The 20,531-nt window shown below is 62.2% G+C and carries 21 protein-coding genes, 1 tRNA gene, 1 pseudogene and 1 riboswitch; of the genes and pseudogenes, 11 read left to right on the top strand and 12 right to left on the bottom strand.

Annotated features, from left to right (window positions below; all coding sequences use genetic code 11):
• The first annotated feature begins 1 nt into the window (after position 1).
• Genes pstB through phoB form a run of 3 tightly spaced genes read left to right on the top strand, consistent with a single transcriptional unit; the run spans position 2 to position 2,271 of the window.
• Entirely contained in the window at positions 2 to 802 is an 801-nt protein-coding gene (gene pstB, locus SJY08_RS16125; protein WP_054149080.1) for a phosphate ABC transporter ATP-binding protein PstB, read from the top strand.
• 46 nt (positions 803 to 848) lie between these two features.
• Positions 849 to 1,562, top strand: a complete 714-nt coding sequence (gene phoU, locus SJY08_RS16120) for a phosphate signaling complex protein PhoU (RefSeq protein ID WP_054149079.1) — start codon at positions 849 to 851, stop codon at positions 1,560 to 1,562.
• A 25-nt stretch (positions 1,563 to 1,587) separates the two neighbouring features.
• Positions 1,588 to 2,271, top strand: coding sequence for a phosphate regulon transcriptional regulator PhoB (gene phoB, locus SJY08_RS16115; RefSeq protein WP_006727960.1), 684 nt, complete (start codon positions 1,588 to 1,590; stop codon positions 2,269 to 2,271).
• A gap of 127 nt (positions 2,272 to 2,398) precedes the next feature.
• On the opposite strand, the gene SJY08_RS16110 is transcribed toward phoB, so the two are convergent.
• Positions 2,399 to 2,944: a GcrA family cell cycle regulator gene (locus tag SJY08_RS16110; protein ID WP_069042407.1), complete on the bottom strand. Its 546-nt coding sequence runs from the start codon at positions 2,942 to 2,944 to the stop codon at positions 2,399 to 2,401.
• 437 nt (positions 2,945 to 3,381) lie between these two features.
• On the opposite strand from SJY08_RS16110, the gene SJY08_RS16105 reads away from it, so the two are divergent.
• The 3 genes from SJY08_RS16105 to SJY08_RS16095 all read left to right on the top strand — a co-directional run bounded on the left by SJY08_RS16105 (position 3,382) and on the right by SJY08_RS16095 (position 6,625).
• Positions 3,382 to 4,584, top strand: coding sequence for an aspartate aminotransferase family protein (locus SJY08_RS16105; RefSeq protein ID WP_300889910.1), 1,203 nt, complete (start codon positions 3,382 to 3,384; stop codon positions 4,582 to 4,584).
• A gap of 14 nt (positions 4,585 to 4,598) precedes the next feature.
• The gene (argF, locus tag SJY08_RS16100; protein WP_054149076.1) at positions 4,599 to 5,516 is read left to right on the top strand and encodes an ornithine carbamoyltransferase; all 918 of its coding nucleotides are present in this window, start codon (positions 4,599 to 4,601) and stop codon (positions 5,514 to 5,516) included.
• Positions 5,517 to 5,635: 119 nt separating this feature from the next.
• A complete protein-coding gene (locus SJY08_RS16095) occupies positions 5,636 to 6,625 on the top strand; it encodes an Hsp33 family molecular chaperone (RefSeq protein ID WP_377276875.1) in 990 nt (329 codons plus the stop codon).
• An 89-nt stretch (positions 6,626 to 6,714) separates the two neighbouring features.
• Here SJY08_RS16095 and SJY08_RS16090 read toward each other — a convergent pair whose 3' ends face one another.
• The 3 genes and pseudogenes from SJY08_RS16090 to SJY08_RS16080 form a co-directional block, all read right to left on the bottom strand.
• Positions 6,715 to 7,650: an MYG1 family protein gene (locus tag SJY08_RS16090; RefSeq protein ID WP_377276873.1), complete on the bottom strand. Its 936-nt coding sequence runs from the start codon at positions 7,648 to 7,650 to the stop codon at positions 6,715 to 6,717.
• 79 nt (positions 7,651 to 7,729) lie between these two features.
• The gene (gene apaG / locus SJY08_RS16085; RefSeq protein WP_377276871.1) at positions 7,730 to 8,122 is read right to left on the bottom strand and encodes a Co2+/Mg2+ efflux protein ApaG; all 393 of its coding nucleotides are present in this window, start codon (positions 8,120 to 8,122) and stop codon (positions 7,730 to 7,732) included.
• A gap of 191 nt (positions 8,123 to 8,313) precedes the next feature.
• Positions 8,314 to 9,491 (bottom strand): annotated as a pseudogene (locus SJY08_RS16080) (O-succinylhomoserine sulfhydrylase).
• Between the two features lie 45 nt (positions 9,492 to 9,536).
• A riboswitch (SAM riboswitch) is annotated at positions 9,537 to 9,615 on the bottom strand.
• 74 nt (positions 9,616 to 9,689) lie between these two features.
• Here SJY08_RS16080 and SJY08_RS16075 point away from each other — a divergent pair.
• Together SJY08_RS16075 and SJY08_RS16070 are read left to right on the top strand one after the other, a co-directional pair.
• A complete protein-coding gene (locus tag SJY08_RS16075; RefSeq protein ID WP_069042401.1) occupies positions 9,690 to 10,787 on the top strand; it encodes a 2'-deoxycytidine 5'-triphosphate deaminase in 1,098 nt (365 codons plus the stop codon).
• 82 nt (positions 10,788 to 10,869) lie between these two features.
• A tRNA-Gly gene (locus SJY08_RS16070) sits at positions 10,870 to 10,943 on the top strand.
• Positions 10,944 to 10,953: 10 nt separating this feature from the next.
• On the opposite strand, the gene SJY08_RS16065 is transcribed toward SJY08_RS16070, so the two are convergent.
• Positions 10,954 to 11,505 (bottom strand): NADPH-dependent FMN reductase, encoded by a 552-nt coding sequence (locus SJY08_RS16065; RefSeq protein ID WP_377276869.1) that lies wholly within the window; start codon positions 11,503 to 11,505, stop codon positions 10,954 to 10,956.
• A gap of 62 nt (positions 11,506 to 11,567) precedes the next feature.
• Positions 11,568 to 13,415: a glycosyltransferase family 2 protein gene (locus SJY08_RS16060; RefSeq protein WP_377276867.1), complete on the bottom strand. Its 1,848-nt coding sequence runs from the start codon at positions 13,413 to 13,415 to the stop codon at positions 11,568 to 11,570.
• A 158-nt stretch (positions 13,416 to 13,573) separates the two neighbouring features.
• On the opposite strand from SJY08_RS16060, the gene SJY08_RS16055 reads away from it, so the two are divergent.
• On the top strand, positions 13,574 to 14,446 hold the full coding sequence (locus SJY08_RS16055) for a transporter substrate-binding domain-containing protein (protein ID WP_377276865.1): 873 nt from the start codon (positions 13,574 to 13,576) through the stop codon (positions 14,444 to 14,446).
• A gap of 5 nt (positions 14,447 to 14,451) precedes the next feature.
• On the opposite strand, the gene SJY08_RS16050 is transcribed toward SJY08_RS16055, so the two are convergent.
• The 5 genes from SJY08_RS16050 to SJY08_RS16030 form a co-directional block, all read right to left on the bottom strand.
• Positions 14,452 to 14,865, bottom strand: a complete 414-nt coding sequence (locus SJY08_RS16050; protein ID WP_300890605.1) for a tellurite resistance TerB family protein — start codon at positions 14,863 to 14,865, stop codon at positions 14,452 to 14,454.
• 54 nt (positions 14,866 to 14,919) lie between these two features.
• Entirely contained in the window at positions 14,920 to 15,651 is a 732-nt protein-coding gene (locus tag SJY08_RS16045; protein WP_377276863.1) for a thermonuclease family protein, read from the bottom strand.
• A 12-nt stretch (positions 15,652 to 15,663) separates the two neighbouring features.
• Complete coding sequence (locus SJY08_RS16040; protein WP_054149066.1) at positions 15,664 to 16,332, bottom strand: helix-turn-helix transcriptional regulator; 669 nt, start codon at positions 16,330 to 16,332, stop codon at positions 15,664 to 15,666.
• A 115-nt stretch (positions 16,333 to 16,447) separates the two neighbouring features.
• Positions 16,448 to 17,095 carry a response regulator transcription factor gene (locus SJY08_RS16035; RefSeq protein ID WP_054149065.1) on the bottom strand — a complete coding sequence of 216 codons (648 nt, stop codon included), beginning with the start codon at positions 17,093 to 17,095 and terminating at the stop codon, positions 16,448 to 16,450.
• A gap of 121 nt (positions 17,096 to 17,216) precedes the next feature.
• On the bottom strand, positions 17,217 to 17,648 hold the full coding sequence (locus tag SJY08_RS16030) for a hypothetical protein (RefSeq protein ID WP_377276860.1): 432 nt from the start codon (positions 17,646 to 17,648) through the stop codon (positions 17,217 to 17,219).
• Between the two features lie 99 nt (positions 17,649 to 17,747).
• On the opposite strand from SJY08_RS16030, the gene SJY08_RS16025 reads away from it, so the two are divergent.
• Both SJY08_RS16025 and SJY08_RS16020 read left to right on the top strand, forming a co-directional pair.
• Positions 17,748 to 18,104, top strand: a complete 357-nt coding sequence (locus SJY08_RS16025) for a DUF952 domain-containing protein (protein ID WP_069042394.1) — start codon at positions 17,748 to 17,750, stop codon at positions 18,102 to 18,104.
• The gene (locus SJY08_RS16020; protein ID WP_377276857.1) at positions 18,104 to 19,192 is read left to right on the top strand and encodes a quinone-dependent dihydroorotate dehydrogenase; all 1,089 of its coding nucleotides are present in this window, start codon (positions 18,104 to 18,106) and stop codon (positions 19,190 to 19,192) included. The genes SJY08_RS16025 and SJY08_RS16020 overlap by 1 nt, the downstream gene beginning before the upstream one ends.
• Here SJY08_RS16020 and SJY08_RS16015 read toward each other — a convergent pair.
• Positions 19,168 to 20,514, bottom strand: coding sequence for an MATE family efflux transporter (locus SJY08_RS16015; RefSeq protein ID WP_377276855.1), 1,347 nt, complete (start codon positions 20,512 to 20,514; stop codon positions 19,168 to 19,170). The genes SJY08_RS16020 and SJY08_RS16015 overlap by 25 nt on opposite strands.
• Between the last annotated feature and the right edge of the window lie 17 nt (positions 20,515 to 20,531).

Raw genomic sequence — 20,531 nt, 5'->3', positions numbered from 1 at the left:
AATGTATCACGCATCCATATTGACGGAGACTTCCGTGAACCAGCCCAAAATCAAGATCACCGCCCGTGGCGTGCAGGTGTACTACGGCGAAAAACATGCCTTGAAGGATGTCAACGTCGACATACGGGATCGCGCTGTAACGGCCTTCATCGGCCCATCGGGTTGCGGCAAGTCGACCTTCCTGCGCTGCTTGAACCGGATGAACGACACGGTGTCGATCGCCCGCGTCTCGGGTGATATCCAGATCGATGGCGAAGACATTTACGACAGCCGGGTCGATCCCGTGCAATTGCGGGCCAAGGTTGGCATGGTATTCCAGAAGCCCAACCCGTTTCCGAAGTCGATCTACGAAAACGTGGCCTATGGGCCGCGCATCCATGGTCTCGCCGCCAAGAAGGCCGACATGGACGAAATCGTCGCGACGTCTTTGCAGAAAGCTGGCCTCTGGAACGAGGTGAAGGATCGACTGCAGGAAACCGGCACCGGTCTGTCCGGCGGCCAGCAGCAGCGGCTGTGCATCGCCCGTGCGATCGCGGTCAGCCCGGAAGTCATCCTGATGGACGAGCCCTGCTCGGCGCTCGATCCGATCGCGACCGCCAAGGTCGAGGAGCTGATTCACGAACTGCGTGAAAATTTCACGATCGTCATCGTGACGCACTCCATGCAGCAGGCAGCCCGCGTCTCGCAGCGTACCGCCATGTTCCACCTCGGCGAACTGGTCGAGGAAAACGACACCGACAAGATGTTCACGAATCCGGATGACCAGCGCACCCAGGACTACATCATGGGCCGCTTCGGCTGAGCCTCCAGGTCACCCTCGGCTCACCTCAAATTCAAGGACGTTTCTCATGGGTTCCTCTCACATCTACTCTGCCTTCGACGATGAACTGAAGTTCCTGATGCGCCGCATTTCCGAAATGGGCGGTCTGGCGGAACAGATGGTCGCCGAAAGCGTGCGTGCTCTGGTCAACTCCGACGCCGCCCTCGCCCAGAAGGTGATCTCCGACGACGTGCTCATGGATGCCATGGAACGTGAGATCGGCGACAAGGCCATCGTCACGATCGCTAAGCGTCAGCCGGTCGCATCCGACCTGCGTGAGATCATCGGTGCCCTTCGCATCGCTGCCGATCTCGAGCGTGTCGGCGACCTCGGCAAGAGCAATTCCAAGCGCGTTGTGGCCATCCAGGCGACCGGCGTGCCGCGCAAACTCGCGCGTGGCCTCGAACATCTCTCCGACCTGGCACTCGCCCAGCTCAAGGAAGTGCTCGATGTCTACACGACCCGCTCGGCTGAGAAGGCGAAATCGATCCGTGACCGCGACGAAGAGATCGACGCGATCTACACCTCGCTGTTCCGGGAACTCCTGACCTACATGATGGAAGACCCGCGCAACATCACGAGTTGCACCCATCTTCTGTTCTGCGCCAAGAACATCGAGCGCATCGGCGACCATGCGACCAACATCGCGGAAACCATCTACTACATGACCACCGGCGCCCAGCCGGAAGGTGAGCGACCGAAGGAAGATCTGACGTCTTCCGTCGGCGCGATCACCGAGTGACGTTGGCCAGCGAGGTTTGTTTTTGATGCAGCCGAAGATTGCCGTGGTAGAAGACGAGGAGGCCTTGTCCGTCCTCCTACGCTATAACCTCGAAGCCGAGGGGTATGAGGTCGAGACGATTCTGCGAGGTGACGAAGCCGAGATCCGGCTTCAGGAGCGCGTGCCGGATCTGCTGATCCTGGACTGGATGCTTCCGGGCGTCTCCGGCATCGAGCTGTGCCGCCGGTTGCGCGTGCGACCCGAGACCGAGCGTCTGCCGATCATCATGCTGACGGCGCGCGGCGAGGAAAGCGAGCGCGTGCGTGGTCTGGCGACAGGTGCCGACGACTATGTCGTCAAGCCATTCTCGACCCCGGAACTGATGGCACGCGTCAAGGCCATGCTGCGGCGTGCAAAGCCCGAAGTTCTGTCCAGCGTCTTGCGCTGCGGCGACATCGAGCTCGATCGCGAGACGCATCGGGTGCATCGCAAGAGCCGCGAGGTCCGTCTCGGGCCGACCGAGTTCCGCCTTCTGGAGTTCCTGATGGCGTCGCCTGGCCGGGTCTTCTCTCGCTCGCAGCTTCTCGATGGAGTCTGGGGCCATGACATCTATGTCGACGAACGTACGGTCGACGTGCATGTCGGCCGCCTGCGCAAGGCTCTCAACTTCTCCAACATGCAGGATGTCATCCGCACCGTTCGCGGTGCCGGCTATTCGATGGAAGCCTGACAAGTCGAACCCACCATGGGGCAAGGGCCGCGCGGATTGTCCGCTGCGGCCCTTTTTCGCGGGCGACAGGCGGCAACGAAAAACGGGCCCCGCGGGACCCGTTTAATGCTCTAAGCTTCGCTTGATATCAGCGGGCTGCCTTGCGGCGTTCGCTCACCGGCTGATAGGCGAGCTTCGCGTGATAGGTGCAGTAGGGCGCGCTGTCAGCGATTTCGCAGCCGCAGAAGTGGAAATCGTCCTTCATCGGATCGCCGATCGGCCACTTGCAAGTGCGCTCGGTCAGTTCCGTCAGGGCGAGGCGCCGCGAAATCGGCACGACAACGTTCAGCGGGCGCCGAACTTCGACTTCCTCGTAAGCCTCGACCTCGATCTCTTCCTTCAGCATTGTCGCACCAGCTGCACGGGTCACGGTACGCGTGGTCGTTGCTGCCGCGGGGCGGTTCTGGAAGGTCGCCGGACGCTGGGTCTGCGCCGGACGTTTTGCCGGACGTGCCGCAGTCGAGCTTCCGCCTGCCTTGGCCCGACCCGGAAGGTTCAGTCGGTGTACCTTGCCGATAACGGCATTTCGGCTCACGCCACCGAGTTGTGCCGCAATCTGGCTTGCGCTGAGGCCTTCGGCCCACAGCCGTTTCAGTCTTTCGACCCTGTCGTCACTCCATTGCGCAGTTGTCATGCCACTTCTCTCCGCCGCTCGCGTCTGTCATGGCAGAATCCGTCACCCCTGCTTCGAACGAATTCGAAACATAACCGCCTCGTTACTGTCGGTGAGCACTTCCGCCGCATGCAATCTATTAATGAAATTTAACCTAGTGGCACGCTGACTCCGTGACAAGAGTCGGGGGAATCATCTGGAATCGATTTTCCGGTTTTCCCCAACTTGCTTCCCGAGTGAGTCAAGTATGCAACAGGTGGAATCTTGTCGCGCACGCTTCTGGCGCGAGCCGGCCAGATCGGCGCCTACTCCTGCGATTCCTATGGAATTCGTTGACATTGCAGGGTGAAATGCCGATAGTGCCCGCGCCGCCGCAAGGCGGCATTTTTAATTGTTTCGAGGCCTGCAAAGGGCCGCGCCGTCCCTTGGGCGGATCGTCGAGAAGGAACGTGAAAGCCATGGCCGAAGCTACGCCGCTCTATCAGACCTATAATCGGGCGCCGCTGCGTTTCGAGCGAGGCGAGGGCGTCTGGCTTGTGACGGAAAGTGGCGAGCGTTATCTCGATTTCGCCGCCGGCGTTGCCGTCACCTCGGTCGGCCATGGGCATCCCCATGTCGTCGGCGCCCTCAAAGATCAGGCCGACAAGGTCTGGCACCTCTCCAATCTCTACGAGGTGCCGGGGCAGGAAGTGCTGGCCAAGCGCCTGACCGATGTGACCTTCGCCGACCGCGTCTTCTTCACCAATTCCGGCGCCGAGGCGCTGGAATGCGCGATCAAGACGGCCCGCCGCTATCACTTCGCCAAGGGGCACCCGGAGAAGTTCCACATCATCACGATGGAAGGCGCCTTCCATGGTCGTACCATCGCGACGATCGCAGCGGGTGGCCAGGAGAAGTATCTGGAGGGCTTCGGCCCCAAGGCGCCCGGCTTCGACCAGGTGCCTTTTGGTGACATCGAAGCCGTCAAGGCGGCAATCACAGACGCGACCGCTGCAATCCTGGTTGAGCCGGTGCAGGGCGAGGGCGGCATTCGTCCGATCCCGGTGGAGATGCTGCGCGTCTTGCGCGACCTCTGCGACGAGCACGGCCTGCTGTTGATCCTCGACGAAGTGCAGTGCGGTGTTGGCCGCACGGGCAAGCTTTTTGCCCATGAATGGGCCGGCATCACGCCCGACCTCATGGCGGTCGCCAAGGGCATCGGCGGTGGCTTCCCGCTCGGCGCTTGCCTGGCAACCGAAGAGGCCGCTTACGGCATGAAACCCGGAACGCATGGCTCGACCTATGGCGGCAACCCGCTTGGTATGGCGGTCGGCAATGCTGTTCTCGACGTCGTGCTCGGCGACGGTTTCCTCGACAATGTTCGCGACACAGCGCTCGTCTTCCGCCAGGGTCTCGCCTCGCTGAAGGATCGTTACCCAGATGTGATCGAGGAAGTGCGCGGCGAAGGCCTGATGCTCGGCATCAAGGCCAAGATCCCGAACACCGAACTCTTGTTGGCAATGCGCGACGAGCATCTGCTCGGCGTTCCCGCCGGCGACAATGTTATCCGTCTCCTGCCGCCGCTGACGGTGACCGCCGAAGAAGCTCGCGACGGTCTCGCCCGTATCGAACACGCTGCGGAGCACATCCGCGCCAAGGCCGCAGTCGCAGCATCTGCCTAAGACAGGACCCATTCATGGCATCTCCGAAGCATTTTCTCGATCTCTCCGCCATGACGGCCGGGGACCTGCGCGGCATTCTTGAGGACGCGAAGACCCGCAAGCAGGCGACCAAGGCCGGCACCGCCGACAAGCCGCTCGCCGGCAAGATGCTGGCAATGATTTTTGAGAAGCCGTCCACCCGCACGCGTGTTTCTTTCGATGTCGGCATGCGCCAGCTCGGTGGCGAGACCTTGTTCCTGTCCGGCACGGAAATGCAGCTCGGTCGCGCCGAGACCATTGGCGACACTGCCAAGGTTTTGTCGCGCTATGTCGATGCGATCATGATCCGTACCACTGACCATACCCGTCTCCTGGAGATGGCCGAGCATGCGACGGTTCCGGTCATCAACGCCCTGACGGATCTCACCCACCCCTGCCAGATCATGGCGGACATCATGACCATCGAGGAGCATCGTGGCCCCGTGACGGGCAAGACGCTCGCCTGGACCGGCGACGGCAACAATGTCCTCCATTCGCTGGTCGAAGGTGCGGCCCGTTTCGGCTACCGGATGAACATGGCCGTGCCGCTCGGCTCTGAGCCCGATGACAAGATCCTCAACTGGGCCCGCAACAACGGCGGCGAGATCATGCTGTGCCATGATGCCGATCGTGCGGTCGCCGGCGTTGACGCCGTGATCACGGACACCTGGGTGTCGATGAACCAGGAGCACAAGGCACGCGGCCATAACGTCTTCCAGCCTTTCCAGGTCAATGCGGAGCTGATGAAGAAGGCGAAGGAGGAGGCCCTCTTCCTGCACTGCCTGCCGGCCCATCGCGGCGAAGAAGTCACCGACGAGGTGATCGATGGCGCGCAGTCGGTGGTCTTCGACGAGGCCGAGAACCGCCTGCATGCGCAGAAGTCGATCCTTGCCTGGTGCCTCGGCGCGATCTGAGGCCGGGCAGGGGCTTTGGCGCCCGACTTGACCTTTGGCACGGGTGATCCCATCTGTGCCGTTTCTGATCGGGCCGCTCGGGCCCAGCGTTTGGCGCTTCAAGTGCCGGGAGTACATTCATGTCGATGAGACAAGCAGAACTCGGCGAATTCGGTTTCGCCGGTGACGATCGTGTGGTTCCCTTCCAGGTGGAGGGCCTCGACGTGCGCGGCCGCGCGGTCCAGCTCGGACCGCTGATCAATTCCATTCTCGACCGTCACGCCTATCCGGCGCCGGTCGCGCGGCTTCTCGCCGAAGCCATAGTCTTGACGGTGTTGATCGGCACATCGCTGAAGTTCGAGGGCAAGTTCACGGTCCAGACCAAGGGCGATGGCCCGGTCGACCTGCTGGTTGCCGATTTCAGCTCGCCTGAAAACGTGCGCGCCTATGCCCGCTTCGACGAGCAGGCTGTGGCCGATGCAGTCGCGGCCGGTCGTGCTTCGCCCGAGGAGCTCCTCGGCGAAGGCGTGCTTGCCTTTACCATTGATCAGGGCTCCTTCATGCAGCCCTATCAGGGTATTGTGCCGCTCGATGGAACGTCGCTGGAAGACATTGCCGGCGTCTACTTCCGCCAGTCGGAACAGATCCCGACACGCGTACGCCTGGGAGCCGCCGAACTCTTCGATCGGGATGCAGACGGCAAGCCACGTCGCACATGGCGGGCAGGTGGTCTCATCGCCCAGTTCCTGCCGGATGCGCCGGAGCGGATGCGCCAGCCGGATCTGCACGGTGGAGACGGCGACGACCGGGATGCCGATTTGCACGGCGACGATGCCTGGGATGAGGCTCGCATGCTGGTCGAGACGATCCATGCCGACGAACTGACCGATCCGCAGGTGGGTATCGAACGGCTGCTGTTCCGCCTCTTCCACGAGCGGGGTGTGCGGGCTTACGAGCCAAAGGCGGTTTACGACCGCTGCAGTTGCTCGCGCGAGCGCCTGAAGGGGGTTCTCCAGGGCTTCTCCGCTGAAGAGATCGAGGCGAGCACCGAAGACGGCACGATCACTGTGACCTGCGAATTCTGCTCGACCAACTATGATTTCGAGCCGGGAGAGCTGACGCCGGCTTGATCCAGTGAAGCGCTGAATATGAGAAGGCCGGAGTGATCCGGCCGTTTCTTTGTGTAGAGCGTAGCGGGCGCCGATAAGGCCCACGCTTCTTATGATGCCGGGCGATCGCCGATTACCTGCTCGACCGCGATTTCCGCCATGTCGAGGATCGCGTTACGCGAATTTGCCGCCGCGATGAAGCGGCCGTTGTGACAGAAGGTGGCACCCTTCACACCGCAGACGGCCTCCAGATCGCCATTGCTCAAACCTGCCCAGGCAGCGGGCAGGTCCGCGCGCTGCTCGAAACTGCCTTCCGCCTTGCGGATCCCGGTAATGCACCAGTCCTTGTCGCGCGGGTGAATGACGAAGAGCAGATGGTCGGCGCCTGCCTTGACGATGGCCGGGCGGAATGGCATGCCCATCGTCAATTCCAGGACGCGACCTTCGCCTGTCGCTGCGATCGCTTCCAGAACCATGGTCTCTGCACGCAGCTTGGCCGCCCGCTGGCCGATGGCGGCTTCGACGATCATCCGTGCAATCGAAAGGGCGGACTGGAAGCCGTGATCGTCGGCGCCGGGCTCCTTGTTGTCGAAAACGGGCTTCAGCGTTTCGAGGAGGCTCGGCAGGGTGAGATCGGCCAGTGGCCCGGCCGTTGCCGGGCTGAGCGCGCCATTGTCCATCAGGTCGATGGGCAGAACAAATTTCGCATCGAAGCCCTGGTGGATCGCCTCGATATGATCGGCCGGCAGACCCATGGCCGCAAGATAGGCGCGCCCATAATGCTTCCAGATGAGCCCGAAGGAGCTGTAGGGCTGACCGTCGTCTCGAAGCGGTGCGCCGCGCTGATGATGGTCGAAGATCTGCGCTTCGGCGTCATAGGCGCCGCCAACATCGTAGATGATCCTATCGGATGCCGGAGTGATCCAGTCTGGCGCGCGGCTGCGCACGATCTGTGCGTCTGGGTAAAGCCGCGAGAGGATGACGGACGATAGCAGTTCGTCAGCATGGAAGCCGCCACTATGGGTGACGAGATGGGTAATGCTCATGCCGGTTTGGCCCTCTGGATGGCGTCGGGATCGATGTCTCCAGATAGCGGTTGGTGCCAGTCAACTCAACTGGCAATCATCAATTGAGGGTGCGGACCATGCCTGGGCTGTCGAGGGAAAATGCCGGGATCTCGACGTCGAAGGCCTCTCCGTCGTCGGTTTCCATGCGGTAGGTGCCGTACATCATGCCGGAGGGCGTATCGAGTGGGCAGCCGGACGAGTATTCGTAGGTATCGCCAGGATTAAGGCGCGGCTGTTCGCCAACAACGCCCGGGCCGCTCACTTCGTCAACCTGACCGTTCTGGTCGGTAATGTGCCAGTAACGATGGGTTAGCCGCACGGGTTTTCCCGAGCGATTGGAGATCACGATCCGGTAGCCCCAGACATAGCGGCTGTCATCGGGGTCCGACTGTTCCTCGAGATAGTAAGGTTCGACCAGAACCTCTATGTCCCGTGTCAGCGCGCGATACATGCCTGGACCCTGAGAAAGCTTGTCATCAACATTGATAGAGATGGCGCTCATTGTGGCGGCAGCAAGGGCGACACACAAACACCATGCCTTTTGAAGGGATAACGACGCAACTGCTTACGTCAAGGCCAATGCTCCAGCCGCAACGCCTGTCGCGGCTGAAATATTTGCTTACATGATCGCGGGCGTTGCGTTCAGACTGCCTTGAGTGCCCGTGCGAAGTCGTCCAGCAGGTCCTGCGTATCCTCGATCCCGCAGGAGAAGCGAACCGTACCCCCGAAATTCCGAGCTCTGCCCGGGCCTCGTCGGAAAGGTTCTTGTGCGTCGTCGTCGCCGGATGGGTGATCAGGCTCTTCGCATCGCCGAGATTGTTGGAGATCTTGACGATCTCCATGGCGTTCTGAAGCTTGAAAGCGGCTTCCTTCCCGCCCTTCAGCTCGAAGCAGACCAGCGTTGAGCCGCCTGTCATCTGCTTTGCGATGATGTCGGCCTGGGGGTGGTCCTTGCGACCGGGATAGATGACCTTGGCAACGGCACTCTGTTCCGCCAGGAAATCGGCAATCGCTGCAGCACTCGTGGTCTGCTGCTTCACCCGCAGCGGCAGCGTTTCCATGCCCTTGAGCAGCGTCCAGGCGTTGAACGGCGACATGGCAGGGCCCGTGTGGCGGAAATAGTCGTGCAGGTTCTCGTTGATCCATTCCTTCGACGACAGGACGACGCCACCAAGGCAGCGGCCCTGACCGTCGATATGCTTGGTCGCCGAATAGACGACGACATGCGCGCCGAGTTCCAGCGGCTTCTGGAAGAGGGGGGTCGCAAAGACGTTGTCGACGATCAGCTTCGCGCCGATCTGATCGGCGAGCTTGGCAACGCCTGCGACGTCGATCACTTCGAGCGTCGGATTGGTCGGGCTTTCGAGGAACATTACCTTGGTGTTTGGACGGATCGCCGCTTCCCAATTTGCAAGGTCGCGACCATCGACCAGGGTGCACTCGACGCCGTAGCGCGGCGCCAGCGTCTCGACGACATAGCGGCAGGAGCCGAACAGGGCGCGTGCGGCCACGATATGGTCGCCGGCCTTGACCTGGCAGAGCACGGCAGCAGCAACGGCCGCCATACCCGACGCCATAGCACGCGCATCCTCGGCGCCTTCCATCATGCACATGCGCTTTTCGAACATGTCATTGGTCGGGCTGCCATAGCGGGCGTAGATATAGCCGTCGTTCTCGCCCTTGAAGCGGGCTTCTGCCGCTTCCGAGCTTTCATAGACGAAGCCCTGGGTGAGGAAGATCGCTTCAGACGTCTCGCCATAAGGAGAGCGCAGCGTGCCGCCATGGACGAGGGTGGTGGCCGGGCGCCAGTTCTTGCTCATGCACGTGCCTTTCGAACACAAAAAAACCGGTCGCGTGAACGGACCGGTTTCGTAAACCCGGTCTATTTAGCCACTTGTTTAACGTGGCTGCAAGCCGACCGGCCAAATCACCACGGGATAAGGCAGCAATTACGCCTTCGCGGGCCTTGCGTCAATTGGTGGGCTTTGGTTTTGTCGAGCCCAAACAGGATAGAGAAAATGACCAGTAAACCCGGCATTCTGGCGGACCGCGCCATCGGCGCCTTGTTCGGCCAGGGACAGCTGATCAGCGAAGCCATGCTCGACCACGACCAGATCCAGCCGGCAAGCCTGGACTTGAGGCTGGGCGGCAAGGCGATCCGGGTGCGCGCCAGCTTCATGCCGGGCAGGGGCCATACGGTTGCCGAGAAGCTGGAACGCCTGACCTTGCACGAGATCGATCTCGAAAACGGGGCGGTGCTCGAAACCGGCTGCGTCTACATCGTGCCCCTGATGGAAAGCCTCGACCTGCCGGCGGAGATCTCGGCTTCCGCCAATCCGAAGAGCTCGACCGGCCGCCTGGACATCTTCACCCGGGTGATGGTCGATTACGCCCAGGAATTCGACAAGGTGCCGGCCGGCTACAAGGGTCAGCTCTATCTCGAAATCTCGCCGCGCACCTTCCCGATCATCGTACGCCGCGGTTCGCGCCTCTCGCAGATCCGCTTCCGCACCGGCCATGCGCTGCTCGGCGAGGCCGAACTCTTCGACCTGCACAAGGCCGAGACGCTGGTGGCGAGCGACATGCCGAATGTCTCGGGCGGTGGCATTGCGCTGTCGATCGATCTGAAGGGATCGGGGCCGCAAGGCCTGATCGGCTATCGCGGCAAGCACCACACCTCGGTCATCGATGTTGATCTCAAAGGCGCCCACGAGGTGCTGGATTTCTGGGAGCCACTCTACAGCCGCGGCCGCGACGAACTGATCCTCGATCCGGACGAGTTTTACATCCTGGTCTCGAACGAGGCCGTGCATGTGCCGCCGCTCTATGCCGCCGAAATGACACCCTACGACCCCTTGGTCGGCGAGTTCCGCGTGCATTACGCCGGCTTCTTTGATCCGGGCTTCGGCCATGCGCCGGCCGGCGGCTCAGGCAGTCGCGCGGTTCTGGAAGTCCGCAGCCACGAAGTGCCCTTCATCCTCGAGCACGGCCAGGTCATCGGTCGCCTGGTCTACGAGCACATGCAGGAGCGCCCGGAAGGCCTCTACGGCACGGGCCTCGGCTCCAACTATCAGGCGCAGGGCTTAAAGCTGTCGAAACACTTCCGTTTGCCCTGACGAAAGAGGGGCGTCACCGCGCCGCTTTGTATTCCATTCGGCTTGACACTTCGGCCGAACTGTTGGATTCGTCAGACCGCGCGCGGGTGTAGCTCAATGGTAGAGCAGCAGCTTCCCAAGCTGAATACGAGGGTTCGATTCCCTTCACCCGCTCCAGCTATCCTCCCTACTTCCCCGCAAACTTCGCAAACGCTGCCAGCAGGTCGCCGAGCCGCTTGGCCGTCGCTTCGTCGGTGAGATTGCCGTCGGCATCGAACAGCGTGTGGGCCCGAGATACCATCAGCCGCTTTTCCGAAAATGTCCGGCAGCCGAGCGTGTGCAGCACCGAGAGCCAGGCGTTCTGGCTGAGCAACGTGCCGAAATTGCCGGGTGAAGCGCCGACGAGCGCGAAGGGCTTGTTGCCGAAAACCTTGCCCATGTCGGAAGAGGGGCGTGACAGCCAGTCGATGGCATTCTTGAAGGCGCCGGGGATGCCGTTGTTGTATTCGGGCGTAAACAGGATCACGCCGTCGGCGGCGATGATCTTTTGCTTGAGCGCGGTGACAGCTGCCGGGATGCCCTCGGCTTCTTCCAGGTCTCCGTCATATAGCGGTATGCCGTGAATGCCGGCTGTTTCCATCCGGTAACCGTCTGCCGGCAAGGCTGCGGCAGCTTGCATCAGAGCCGTGTTGAGCGAGCCCTTGCGCAGGCTTCCCGAAATGCCGAGCAGTGTCACCATGTTCGTCGTCTCCCGATCGGATTTGTTGCTTCAACACTATGGTGCCGATGGCGTCCGAGCAATCACTCGGACGCCGGCAAAATGGCTCGACTGGGGCGATGCGGTGTCTTGTTCCAGTGAAAAGGCTTCAGCCTGAGTTCGATCACGGCCTTCCAGGCCGCCAGCGACACGGCCATCCAGTAAACCGGGATCATTGCCCATTTCCAGCCGACGCCCTCCTTCTCGCCCTTGCTCATCGGGGTCGCGCCGAGCACGAAGAAGATCGCGTAGCTTCCGAGGATGTTGAATATGTCCATGGCGAGCAAGATCGTCGTGAAGAGGCTCGGCTGGGCAACCGGGACCTGCATCAGGGAGACCGCAAGCAGCGTGAGGAAGACGATCAGGCCGGGATGGCTGAGCGCTGCAATCAGCATGCCGCCGACCAGGAGCTGAAAGACGAGAAAGGACAGAAATCCCATGTCGCGCGCGGTTCGCAGGGGCTGGCGCATCAGCACTAGCCAGGTCTGCAGCCATCCCTTGTACCAGCGGGTCCGCTGCGCAAGCCAGATCCGGAAATCGGTCGGCGCATCCTCGTAGGTTGGCAGCGTCAGGGTCGATGATCGATACCCCATTCTGTAGAGACGCATGCCGAGATCCGCATCTTCGGTGACGTTGTAGGGATCCCAGCCGCCGCTGGCTCTGAGGAGGGCGGTCTTGAAATGGTTGGAGGTGCCGCCGAGTGGCAGTGGCATGCGGTAGTAGCCGAGGGCTGGCAGTAGTCTGCGGAACAGCGCCGAATATTCGAGCGCGAAAATGGCGCTGATCCAGCTTTCGCCGGCATTGCCGATCACGAGCGGCGCCTGCAGGCAGGCGAGATCCGGCGGACCGAGCCGGAAGGCGTGATAGGCTTCCCTCAACTGCTGCGGATGTGGCCGATCCTCGGCATCGTAGATGGTGAGGAACTCCCCGCGTGCGCCGGCCAGAGCATAGGTGAGTGCCTTGGGCTTGGTGCGCGGCGCCATGGCCGGCACGGCCACCACCTCGACATGAGGGCCGGGATTGGATCGACGGATCGCCTCGATCGTCTCGTGATCATCGGCCTCGCAGACCAGCTTGACGTCCAGGAGACTGCGCGGCCATTCGAGCTCGTCGAGGGCTGCGAGTAGTTGCGGCACGACATCGGCCTCCCGATAAAGCGCCACCATGACGGTGTAGACAGGCAGAACATCGCTGCCATGCTCGAGCTTTGCTTCGCAGACCCGGGGGCGTCGCCCATGCGAGACGACGGCCATGCGCAGCAGGAGAGCAGCCGTATGAAAGAGCGAAAGTGTGAGGTGACTGATGACGGCGGCGAGCATCGGCGCCATGATCGAAAAAAGACAGATCAGACAGAGCCCGGCCCCGGCCACGAAGCCTTGGTCACCGGTCACCACGAGCCGAGCCGAAAGCGGCTGGAGCGTATCGAACAGGCCGCGCACGGCCTGGCCTACGCGTCTGCTCTCCCCGACCTTCCAGCTGGCACGCCGGATGGCAGTCGTCGTCGTCACGACCAGGGTGCCGGCGCCCGGTCCGTTCCGACCGAAGCGTTTTGCGAGGCCCTCCATGTTGAGAATGTGCGGGGCAATCGCCACGATCGGCGGCCGGTCGCTATAGTGCAGCCGCAGCATGCGCGGCTCCGCGAGCTGGGTGTCGCTGTAAGCATGGTCCACAAGCAACGAAGGATCGATTTCCGGCAGGAAGGGCAGGCCATACATCCGCGCCAGACCCGCAAAATAGGCCTCTTCCTCGACGGTGCCGCTGGCGAGCAGTTCGGCCTCGACAGAGGTCCCGTTGACAGCGGCGCGCTTCGCCATCCGGGCAATCATCGGTTTGGAAATGCCGAGCACGTGCAGCAACCGGGCTTCGCATTTCAGCCGGCTCAGACTCTCCATATCGGCCGCGTTTACCGCGCTCCGCTGCTCTTGCCCCCGCGTTGATCCTGGGCGCGCGGCGACCATCCGCGGGCCATATTCCCTCGTCCACACCAAGCTGCTACACGTCATCCGGTCTGAACGACGCCCCACCCTGACCACGGTTGAAGATGATAGAGATGCGCGCAAAAGTTACATCCCTAGATTTTGTGGGGTTGTGGCCCTGGGTCACCGCGATTCTTCTCGTCGCGCTACTGTCCGCGCCGCCTGTGCGGGCTCAGGAAACCGATCTTCCTGTCCTCTTCGACACACGCGAACGGCTGGTGCGGCCGGATGTCAGCAGCGTGCTTCGGCTGCGTTTCCTGACCACCACGGATTTTCCGCCTTTCAACTTCATCGACCAGAGCGGCCGGCTGACGGGCTTCCATGTCGATCTTGCGCGCGCGCTCTGTGACGAGCTCGGTCTTCAGACCCGCTGCCAGATCCAGGCTCTGCCTTATGAACAGTTGACCTCGGCGCTGGAAAGCGGGCAGGGGGAAGCGGTGATGGCGGGCATCGCGGTGACGGAGGAAATGCGCGAAAGGTTCAATTTCACGCGACCCTATCTTCTGTTGCCTGCGCGTTTCCTCAGGCGAAACGACGTTGTCCTTGCTCGTCAGGATGCCCAGGCTCTCTCCGGCCGCAAGGTTGGCGTCGTCAAGGATACAGCGCACGAAGCCATGTTGAAGGCTTTCTTTCCCGGCATCACACCGACGACCTTCGAGGACCAGGGAGCGCTCATGGCCGGGCTGAAGGGAAGTCAGGTCGAGGCTGTCTTCGCTGATGCCCTGCAACTCTCCTTCTGGATGATGAGCCCTGAAGCCGCTGGCTGCTGCGGCTTTCTCGATGGCCCCTTTTTGTCGGAGCGCCATCTCGGCGAAGGCATGACCCTCATGGTCGGCGGACAGGACACAGCCCTTTCCGCCGCGCTCGACAGCGCCCTTGCTGCGCTGTCGAAGGACGGGCGGCTGGAAGAAATCTATCTGCGCTATTTCCCGGTCGGGCTTTTCTGAGGCGATCAGATCTGGCGATAGCGGGCCGATGCGCTGCGCTCCAGAGCGGCGCAGGTGAGCTTGTCCAGCGCAAGACGATCCCGCAGCAGCTGCAGCAGGCGCATTTCCTCGGCGCGAAGGGTCAGGTCGACGGCAACGATTTCCACAGCCAGCGCATAGGCGGTCTCATGCAGCCATTCCGGCAGGGCGTCGCGAATGGTTTCGAGCGCGATGTCCAGACCCTCAGGCCCGGAAAGCAGGCTCGCGCAGCGCTGTGATACCTCGATCAGGCGCTCCTTGTCGAAATTCTCGAAGACTGGAAGAATATCGATCAGCTGGCCAATGCGCACAAGTTCCTTTTCGGCCATGGCATTGTCGACGGCAGACGCCATGACCATGACGAAGATCAGGGCTTCTTCCGGGGATACGGGCTTGTTCATGTATGAGGCTTTCCAGTTGATGTGGGCAAAGAGTAGGAGGGGCGGCCAGGCGTTTCAAGGGAGCGCGCCGGCCCGTTGTGCGGGCTCACCAAAAAGCCCGCGTCTTGCGGCACGGGCTTCCTCGGTCAGGTCGGCAAGTGCGGAGCCCGCCTCCGCCTCTGCCCATCCGTATTTTGCAAGCCAGGACGAAACATCCTGGACGCCCACCCAGCATCGTGTGCGGATCTCGCCCTGCCATGCTGTTGCGGTTGTTTCACAGGTGAGCGACCGGTTTCGCAGGAACTGGCGTTGCTGCGTGCGTGCCATGGCGCCACAGGGCCAGACGTCGCCCTTCGCCGTGGTGCAGCTGCGGCCCACAGGCGTCTCGATCAGATCAGCCAGGCGTACGCGCTGATCCGGTCCGAAGGCGACGACCCCGGCAGCGAGGCTCGACGGCCGATGCAGCAGAACCACTTTCGGTTTGGTGCGCTCGGCGGCGTTGGACAACGGTGCGCGCGCCGCCACCCGTTCGAGGTCTTGCGCGTCGGCAAAGGCCGGCGATCCGAAGGCATCCGGTTCGATGCTGCGCACCTGCCGTCTGGCTTCCATCACTGTCGGTTGTCCGGTCGTGTCATCCTGAAGGAAGCCGACATCGGGCAGGTCGAGCTCCGACGGATCCGGCACGTCCAAATCCTCGATATTGTAATCGACAGGATCTTCGCGGAGCGTCGCTCCGGCCGCCATGACGAGATAGGCCCACAGGAGGAGCCCGATCGCGCCGGCGATGAAGGTGCTGATCCGTCGCATAGGCGCGTTTTCCTATTGGCTCGCCCAGATGATCCGCGCCACCCATTCGACATCGCCCATGTCCAGCATGCGCGGAGGGTGATCCGGATTGAGGGATTGCAGCTCGATCGATTTTGCGCTCTGCCGTGCGAGGATCTTCGCCATGACTTCGCCCTCGCGGGTCTTCACCACGACGCGGTCACCGCGGCGGACTTGCGCACCCGGCTCGACGATCAGGATGTCGCCGTCGCGGTAGAGCGGCTTCATGCTCTCGCCCTGGACCTCCAGCGCGTAGACGCCGTTGTTGCGGCCGGGCGCCGCCGGGAACTCGACGAGATCCCAGCCCTGGCCGGCAGGGAAGCCGCCATCGTCGAAAAATCCGCCGGCACCCGCCTGGGCCATGCCGAGCAGGGGGATCGAGCTTGCCTGCGGCGGAAATGTCCCCTGCGGCAGCGGGCTGCCGCGCAAGGCGTCTGGCGAGACATAGCGCATGAATTGGTCAAGACTGGCGCCGGTCGCTTCCAGCACCTTGGCGATGGATTCGGTCGAGGGCCAGCGCATCCGGCCATCAGCACCGACACGCTTGGACTTGTTGAAGGAGGTGGGGTCGAGGCCAGCACGGCGCGCAAGTCCTGAAGGCGTCAGCGAATGCTGCTCCGCCAGCCGATCGATCGCGGCCCATATGCTGTCATGCGAAAGCATGTTCGCGCCTCTTCAGCGCCGGAACACTTCGGATCCCCGGTCCGGCAATGGCGAAAACAATAGATCAGCAAAGGCCGATAGTAAAGCAAAAAGGAATAAAATCCTCTCGTCTGTCTCAGGCGACCATGGCCATATTGATCTTGCCAAGCTGGATCACGGCCTGGGTGCGGCTGTCCACCTTGAGCTTCAAGAGGATCGCCGAGACATGCGCCTTGATCGTTGCTTCCGACACGCCGAGTTCATAGGCGATCTGCTTGTTGAGCAGCCCTTCGCCGAGCATGCCGAGCACACGGCTTTGCTGCGGCGTAAGCGTGCGCAGCCGGTTGATCAGATCGGCCACGTCAGGATCCGTCTCCTGCCCGCCCTGGTAGCTTGCAGGCGTGGCGATATCACCTTCCAGGACCGACTGGATCGACGCGCGGATCTCGTCGATCCCCGCTGACTTCGAAATGAAGCCGGAGGCCCCGAGCTCGAGGGCCCGGCGTATGGTGACGGGATCGTCGGTGGCAGAGACGATGACCAGCGGCAGGCTCGCGAATTCGGCACGCAGCGCCATCAGACCGGAAAAACCGGAGACGCCGGGCATGGCGAGATCGAGCAGCATGAGGTCCGCATCCGAATGCTCGGCGGCCGCCTTGCGGGCAGCTTCGAAGTCGCCGGCCTCGATGATGGTTTGCGTGCCGTCTATGCCGGTCACGGCCTGGCGCAGGGCGCCCCGGAACAGCGGATGGTCGTCGGCGATGATGAAGGTCGATGCAGCCATGTCACAGCCCCCTCCCAAGAGCGATGTCATTTTGCGCGCGAATGCGTCTCATTCTTTTAGCGCTTGACGACGCACTAGACAATGGTCGTGCAACGAATGGGTGAACGAGGCTTGTTTGTGGTCAGGTTCTGTCCGGAACGGGGTCTCCCGATCCATCCTGCTCCTGTCCCTGAAATTCCTGTACCAGTCCGAAGAAAGTCCGCATGAAGCGCTCCATGATGCCGATCGAGCGGTCAATCTCCGCGTCGCTCGGAAGCTCGCCGCTTTTGGCAGCCGTACCTTCGGCCACGCGTTTTTCCAGAGCTTCGATCCGCTTTTCCAGCCGCGCGAGATCTGCATCGTAAGCGGCACGTTCGTCGGCCGCCATCCGGCAGGTGAGTGTGCCATCGGCTTCGGTGCAAAGTGTGACCGCCCCCGTTTGCCGTTCGAGCCGTACGAAGCCGCTTTCCGATTTCTCCAGCGTGTAACGGTCGGTGGCGGCATCCTGAGCCATGGCGACGGGAACGCCGAGCGAGAGCGCCGCCAGTGTGAGCAATGTCTTGGCGATGAACATCTTGTTCCTCCTCCTGTCGTCCGTATCTCCAGGCGTGGACATTTGGCCGCGTTTGCGGCAAACCCGCCTCGACCCTGATGATCTGCGAGAGACCGGACCTTGGAAAAGACCATATACAAGATCGTACCGCGAGAATTATGGCAGGAGGCGCGCATCGCGGGCCTTTTCAAAGGCGCGTCCATCGATCTCAAGGACGGCTACATCCATTTCTCGACGGGAGCCCAGGCCGTGGAGACTGCGCGCCTGCACTTTGCCGGCCAGTCTGATCTGCTGCTTGTCGCGGTCGATGCGGCCGTCTTCGGTGGGGCCCTGAAATGGGAGGCTTCGCGCGACGGAGATCTCTTCCCGCATCTTTACGCCGACTTGCCGCTCGACGCCGTGCTTTGGGAAAAGCCCCTAGCCCTCGGTGCTGACGGACTGCACGTCTTTCCTGACTTGGTCGAGGAGAAACGCTGATGCTGGACCTCTTTTCTCTCGGCCGTCGTGGCCTTTTCCTCTTCGATGCGGAAACCGCCCATGGGCTGTCGATTGCCGCGTTGAAAACGGGCTTCGTCCCGACCTGCAAGGCGGCTGTCGATCCGCGTCTCGCCCAGACGGTTGCCGGCATTCACTTCCCGAACCCGCTCGGCATGGCCGCGGGCTATGACAAGAATGCCGAGGTGCCGGATGCACTGCTGTCGCTCGGTTTCGGTTTTGCCGAAGTCGGCACGCTGACGCCCAAGCCTCAGACCGGTAATCCGAAGCCGCGCATTTTCCGCCTTAAGCGCGACCGCGCGGTGATCAACCGCCTCGGTTTCAACAACGAGGGGCATGAGGCGGCGCTAGCCCGGCTCATCGCCCGCGGCAACCGCGCAGGGATCGTCGGTGTGAACATCGGTGCCAACAAGGACGCGATGGACCGGATCGCCGACTATGTCGCCGGCATCCGCCGCTTCTATCCCGTTGCGACCTATTTCACCGCCAACATCTCGTCGCCGAACACCCCGGGTCTGCGTGATCTGCAGGCCAAGGAGAGCCTCGATGCGCTCCTGTCTGCCGTGCTCGCGGCGCGTTCAGAAGAAGCCTTGCGCGCCGGCAAGCGCCTGCCGGTCTTCCTCAAGATCGCCCCTGATCTTACGGAAGAAGGCATGGACGACATCGCGGAGGTCGCGGCGGCGCATGATCTCGATGGCCTCATCGTTTCCAACACCACGCTGTCACGTGACGGTCTGACCGACCCGACTCTGGCAGGGGAAGCCGGCGGCCTCTCTGGCGCACCTCTGTTTGACAAGTCGACCGCCGTTCTCGCCCGTATGCGAAAGCGCGTTGGTCCGGTATTGCCGATCATCGGGGTAGGCGGCGTGTCCTCAGCCGAAACTGCGCTGGAGAAGATCCGCGCGGGTGCAGACTTGGTGCAGCTCTATTCCTGCATGGTCTATGAAGGACCGGCTCTGCCAGGACGGATCGTCCGGGGCCTGTCGAGCCTTCTAGATCGTGAAACGGTCGCCAATATCCGCGAATTGCGCGACACGAGGCTCGATCACTGGCTTTCGGTGAAAGTCTGATTGGTCTTGGGTTTCAGCCGCGCAAGCAGCAACAGACCGCGTAGACCAAGAAACACGTTGAGCGCGATCCAGAGCCCGTGATTGTCAAACAGCGGAACCAGCACTGCGACACTGGCGAGATAGCCGGCCAGCGCGACGAGCATCATGTTGCGCATGTCGGATGACCATGTTGCGCCGATGAAGACCCCATCCATGTGGAAGGCGAGTGCCCCGGTCAACGCGGTCAGGGCCGCGTAGACCAGATAGGTCTCGGCAACGCTACGCACATCTCCGGCCGTCGTGATGAAGCCGATGATCGCCGAACCGAAGACCAGGAAGAATGCAAGGCTCGCCAGAGCCAGGCCGAAGGACCAGAACCCTGTCAGCTTCACCGCGCGCTCGAAGGCGCGCCGCTGTTTGGCGCCGATCGTTTCGCCCGTGATCTGCTCTGCCGCCGTTGCCATGCCATCGAGATAGAAGCTGGCGATCATGAAGAAGTTCATGAGAACGGCATTGGCCGCGAGCGTCACGGCGCCGAAACCGGCCCCGATCCGCGTCATGACTGTAAAGGCAGTGATTAGCGAGAAGGTTCGGATCAGGATGTCCCGGTTGAGCCGGAAAAGCGCCATCAGCTTGGCGCGGTCGGTGATCATCGAGACCTGCGGGATTGCGGCGTGACCGTAGCGCCAGAAGACGAAGGCAAAGCCGGCGATCATGGCGACGAACTCGCCGATGACGGTGCCCCAGGCGACACCTGCAATCCCATATCCGAAAGTCAGACCAAGCAGGATCGACATGGCGATGTTGACGCCGTTCAGCAAAATCTGCAGCGCAAGCCCAACAGAGCCCAGTCCACGGCCGAGCACAAAGCCGAGCAGGGTGAAATTCGAAAGCGTCACGGGAGCCGCCAGAATGCGGATGCCGATATAGGTCGCGGCAGCTGCCTGAACGCCACCATCGGCGCCCATCAGCGCGGGGCCAAAGCCAAGGATTAGGGGAGAGACCGCGAGGATCAGCAACCCGAAGCCGATCGACAGGACGATCGAGCGCCAGAAGACCGCGAAGAGCTCGGATGTTTCCCCGCGTCCCTGCGCCTGGGCGACGAGTGCCGTGGTCGACGCCCGGAGAAAGTTCAGGCTGGCGAAGAGCAGATCGAAGAGCGCCGCCGCAATCGCAAGCCCCGCCAGTTGGGCCGCGTCGCCGCTACGTCCGACGACGGCGGTATCGGTGAGCCCCAGAAGTGGCGTCGTGACGAAACCCAGCGTCATCGGCACGGCGATCGCCAGCACGCTGCGATGATTGACGTCGATGGTCCGGGTGGCGGAAGAAGATGGGCTATGCATGGATCGCTCCGGTGGGG

This window comes from Rhizobium sp. R86522 (assembly GCF_042466255.1).
Lineage (GTDB): Bacteria > Pseudomonadota > Alphaproteobacteria > Rhizobiales > Rhizobiaceae > Allorhizobium.
The sequence above is the reverse complement of the archived record's forward strand: the minus strand, read 5'-3'. Positions and strand labels throughout refer to the sequence as shown.

Bases quoted from the DNA above. Each gene is read 5' to 3' on its own strand.
- pstB (WP_054149080.1), top strand. From the start codon at position 2: ATGTATCACGCATCCATATTGACGGAGACTTCCGTGAACCAGCCCAAA.
- phoU (WP_054149079.1), top strand. From the start codon at position 849: ATGGGTTCCTCTCACATCTACTCTGCCTTCGACGATGAACTGAAGTTC.
- phoB (WP_006727960.1), top strand. From the start codon at position 1,588: ATGCAGCCGAAGATTGCCGTGGTAGAAGACGAGGAGGCCTTGTCCGTC.
- SJY08_RS16110 (WP_069042407.1), bottom strand. From the start codon at position 2,944: ATGACAACTGCGCAATGGAGTGACGACAGGGTCGAAAGACTGAAACGG.
- SJY08_RS16105 (WP_300889910.1), top strand. From the start codon at position 3,382: ATGGCCGAAGCTACGCCGCTCTATCAGACCTATAATCGGGCGCCGCTG.
- argF (WP_054149076.1), top strand. From the start codon at position 4,599: ATGGCATCTCCGAAGCATTTTCTCGATCTCTCCGCCATGACGGCCGGG.
- SJY08_RS16095 (WP_377276875.1), top strand. From the start codon at position 5,636: ATGTCGATGAGACAAGCAGAACTCGGCGAATTCGGTTTCGCCGGTGAC.
- SJY08_RS16090 (WP_377276873.1), bottom strand. From the start codon at position 7,650: ATGAGCATTACCCATCTCGTCACCCATAGTGGCGGCTTCCATGCTGAC.
- apaG (WP_377276871.1), bottom strand. From the start codon at position 8,122: ATGTATCGCGCGCTGACACGGGACATAGAGGTTCTGGTCGAACCTTAC.
- SJY08_RS16075 (WP_069042401.1), top strand. From the start codon at position 9,690: ATGACCAGTAAACCCGGCATTCTGGCGGACCGCGCCATCGGCGCCTTG.
- SJY08_RS16065 (WP_377276869.1), bottom strand. From the start codon at position 11,505: ATGGTGACACTGCTCGGCATTTCGGGAAGCCTGCGCAAGGGCTCGCTC.
- SJY08_RS16060 (WP_377276867.1), bottom strand. From the start codon at position 13,415: ATGGAGAGTCTGAGCCGGCTGAAATGCGAAGCCCGGTTGCTGCACGTG.
- SJY08_RS16055 (WP_377276865.1), top strand. From the start codon at position 13,574: ATGCGCGCAAAAGTTACATCCCTAGATTTTGTGGGGTTGTGGCCCTGG.
- SJY08_RS16050 (WP_300890605.1), bottom strand. From the start codon at position 14,865: ATGAACAAGCCCGTATCCCCGGAAGAAGCCCTGATCTTCGTCATGGTC.
- SJY08_RS16045 (WP_377276863.1), bottom strand. From the start codon at position 15,651: ATGCGACGGATCAGCACCTTCATCGCCGGCGCGATCGGGCTCCTCCTG.
- SJY08_RS16040 (WP_054149066.1), bottom strand. From the start codon at position 16,332: ATGCTTTCGCATGACAGCATATGGGCCGCGATCGATCGGCTGGCGGAG.
- SJY08_RS16035 (WP_054149065.1), bottom strand. From the start codon at position 17,095: ATGGCTGCATCGACCTTCATCATCGCCGACGACCATCCGCTGTTCCGG.
- SJY08_RS16030 (WP_377276860.1), bottom strand. From the start codon at position 17,648: ATGTTCATCGCCAAGACATTGCTCACACTGGCGGCGCTCTCGCTCGGC.
- SJY08_RS16020 (WP_377276857.1), top strand. From the start codon at position 18,104: ATGCTGGACCTCTTTTCTCTCGGCCGTCGTGGCCTTTTCCTCTTCGAT.
- SJY08_RS16015 (WP_377276855.1), bottom strand. From the start codon at position 20,514: ATGCATAGCCCATCTTCTTCCGCCACCCGGACCATCGACGTCAATCAT.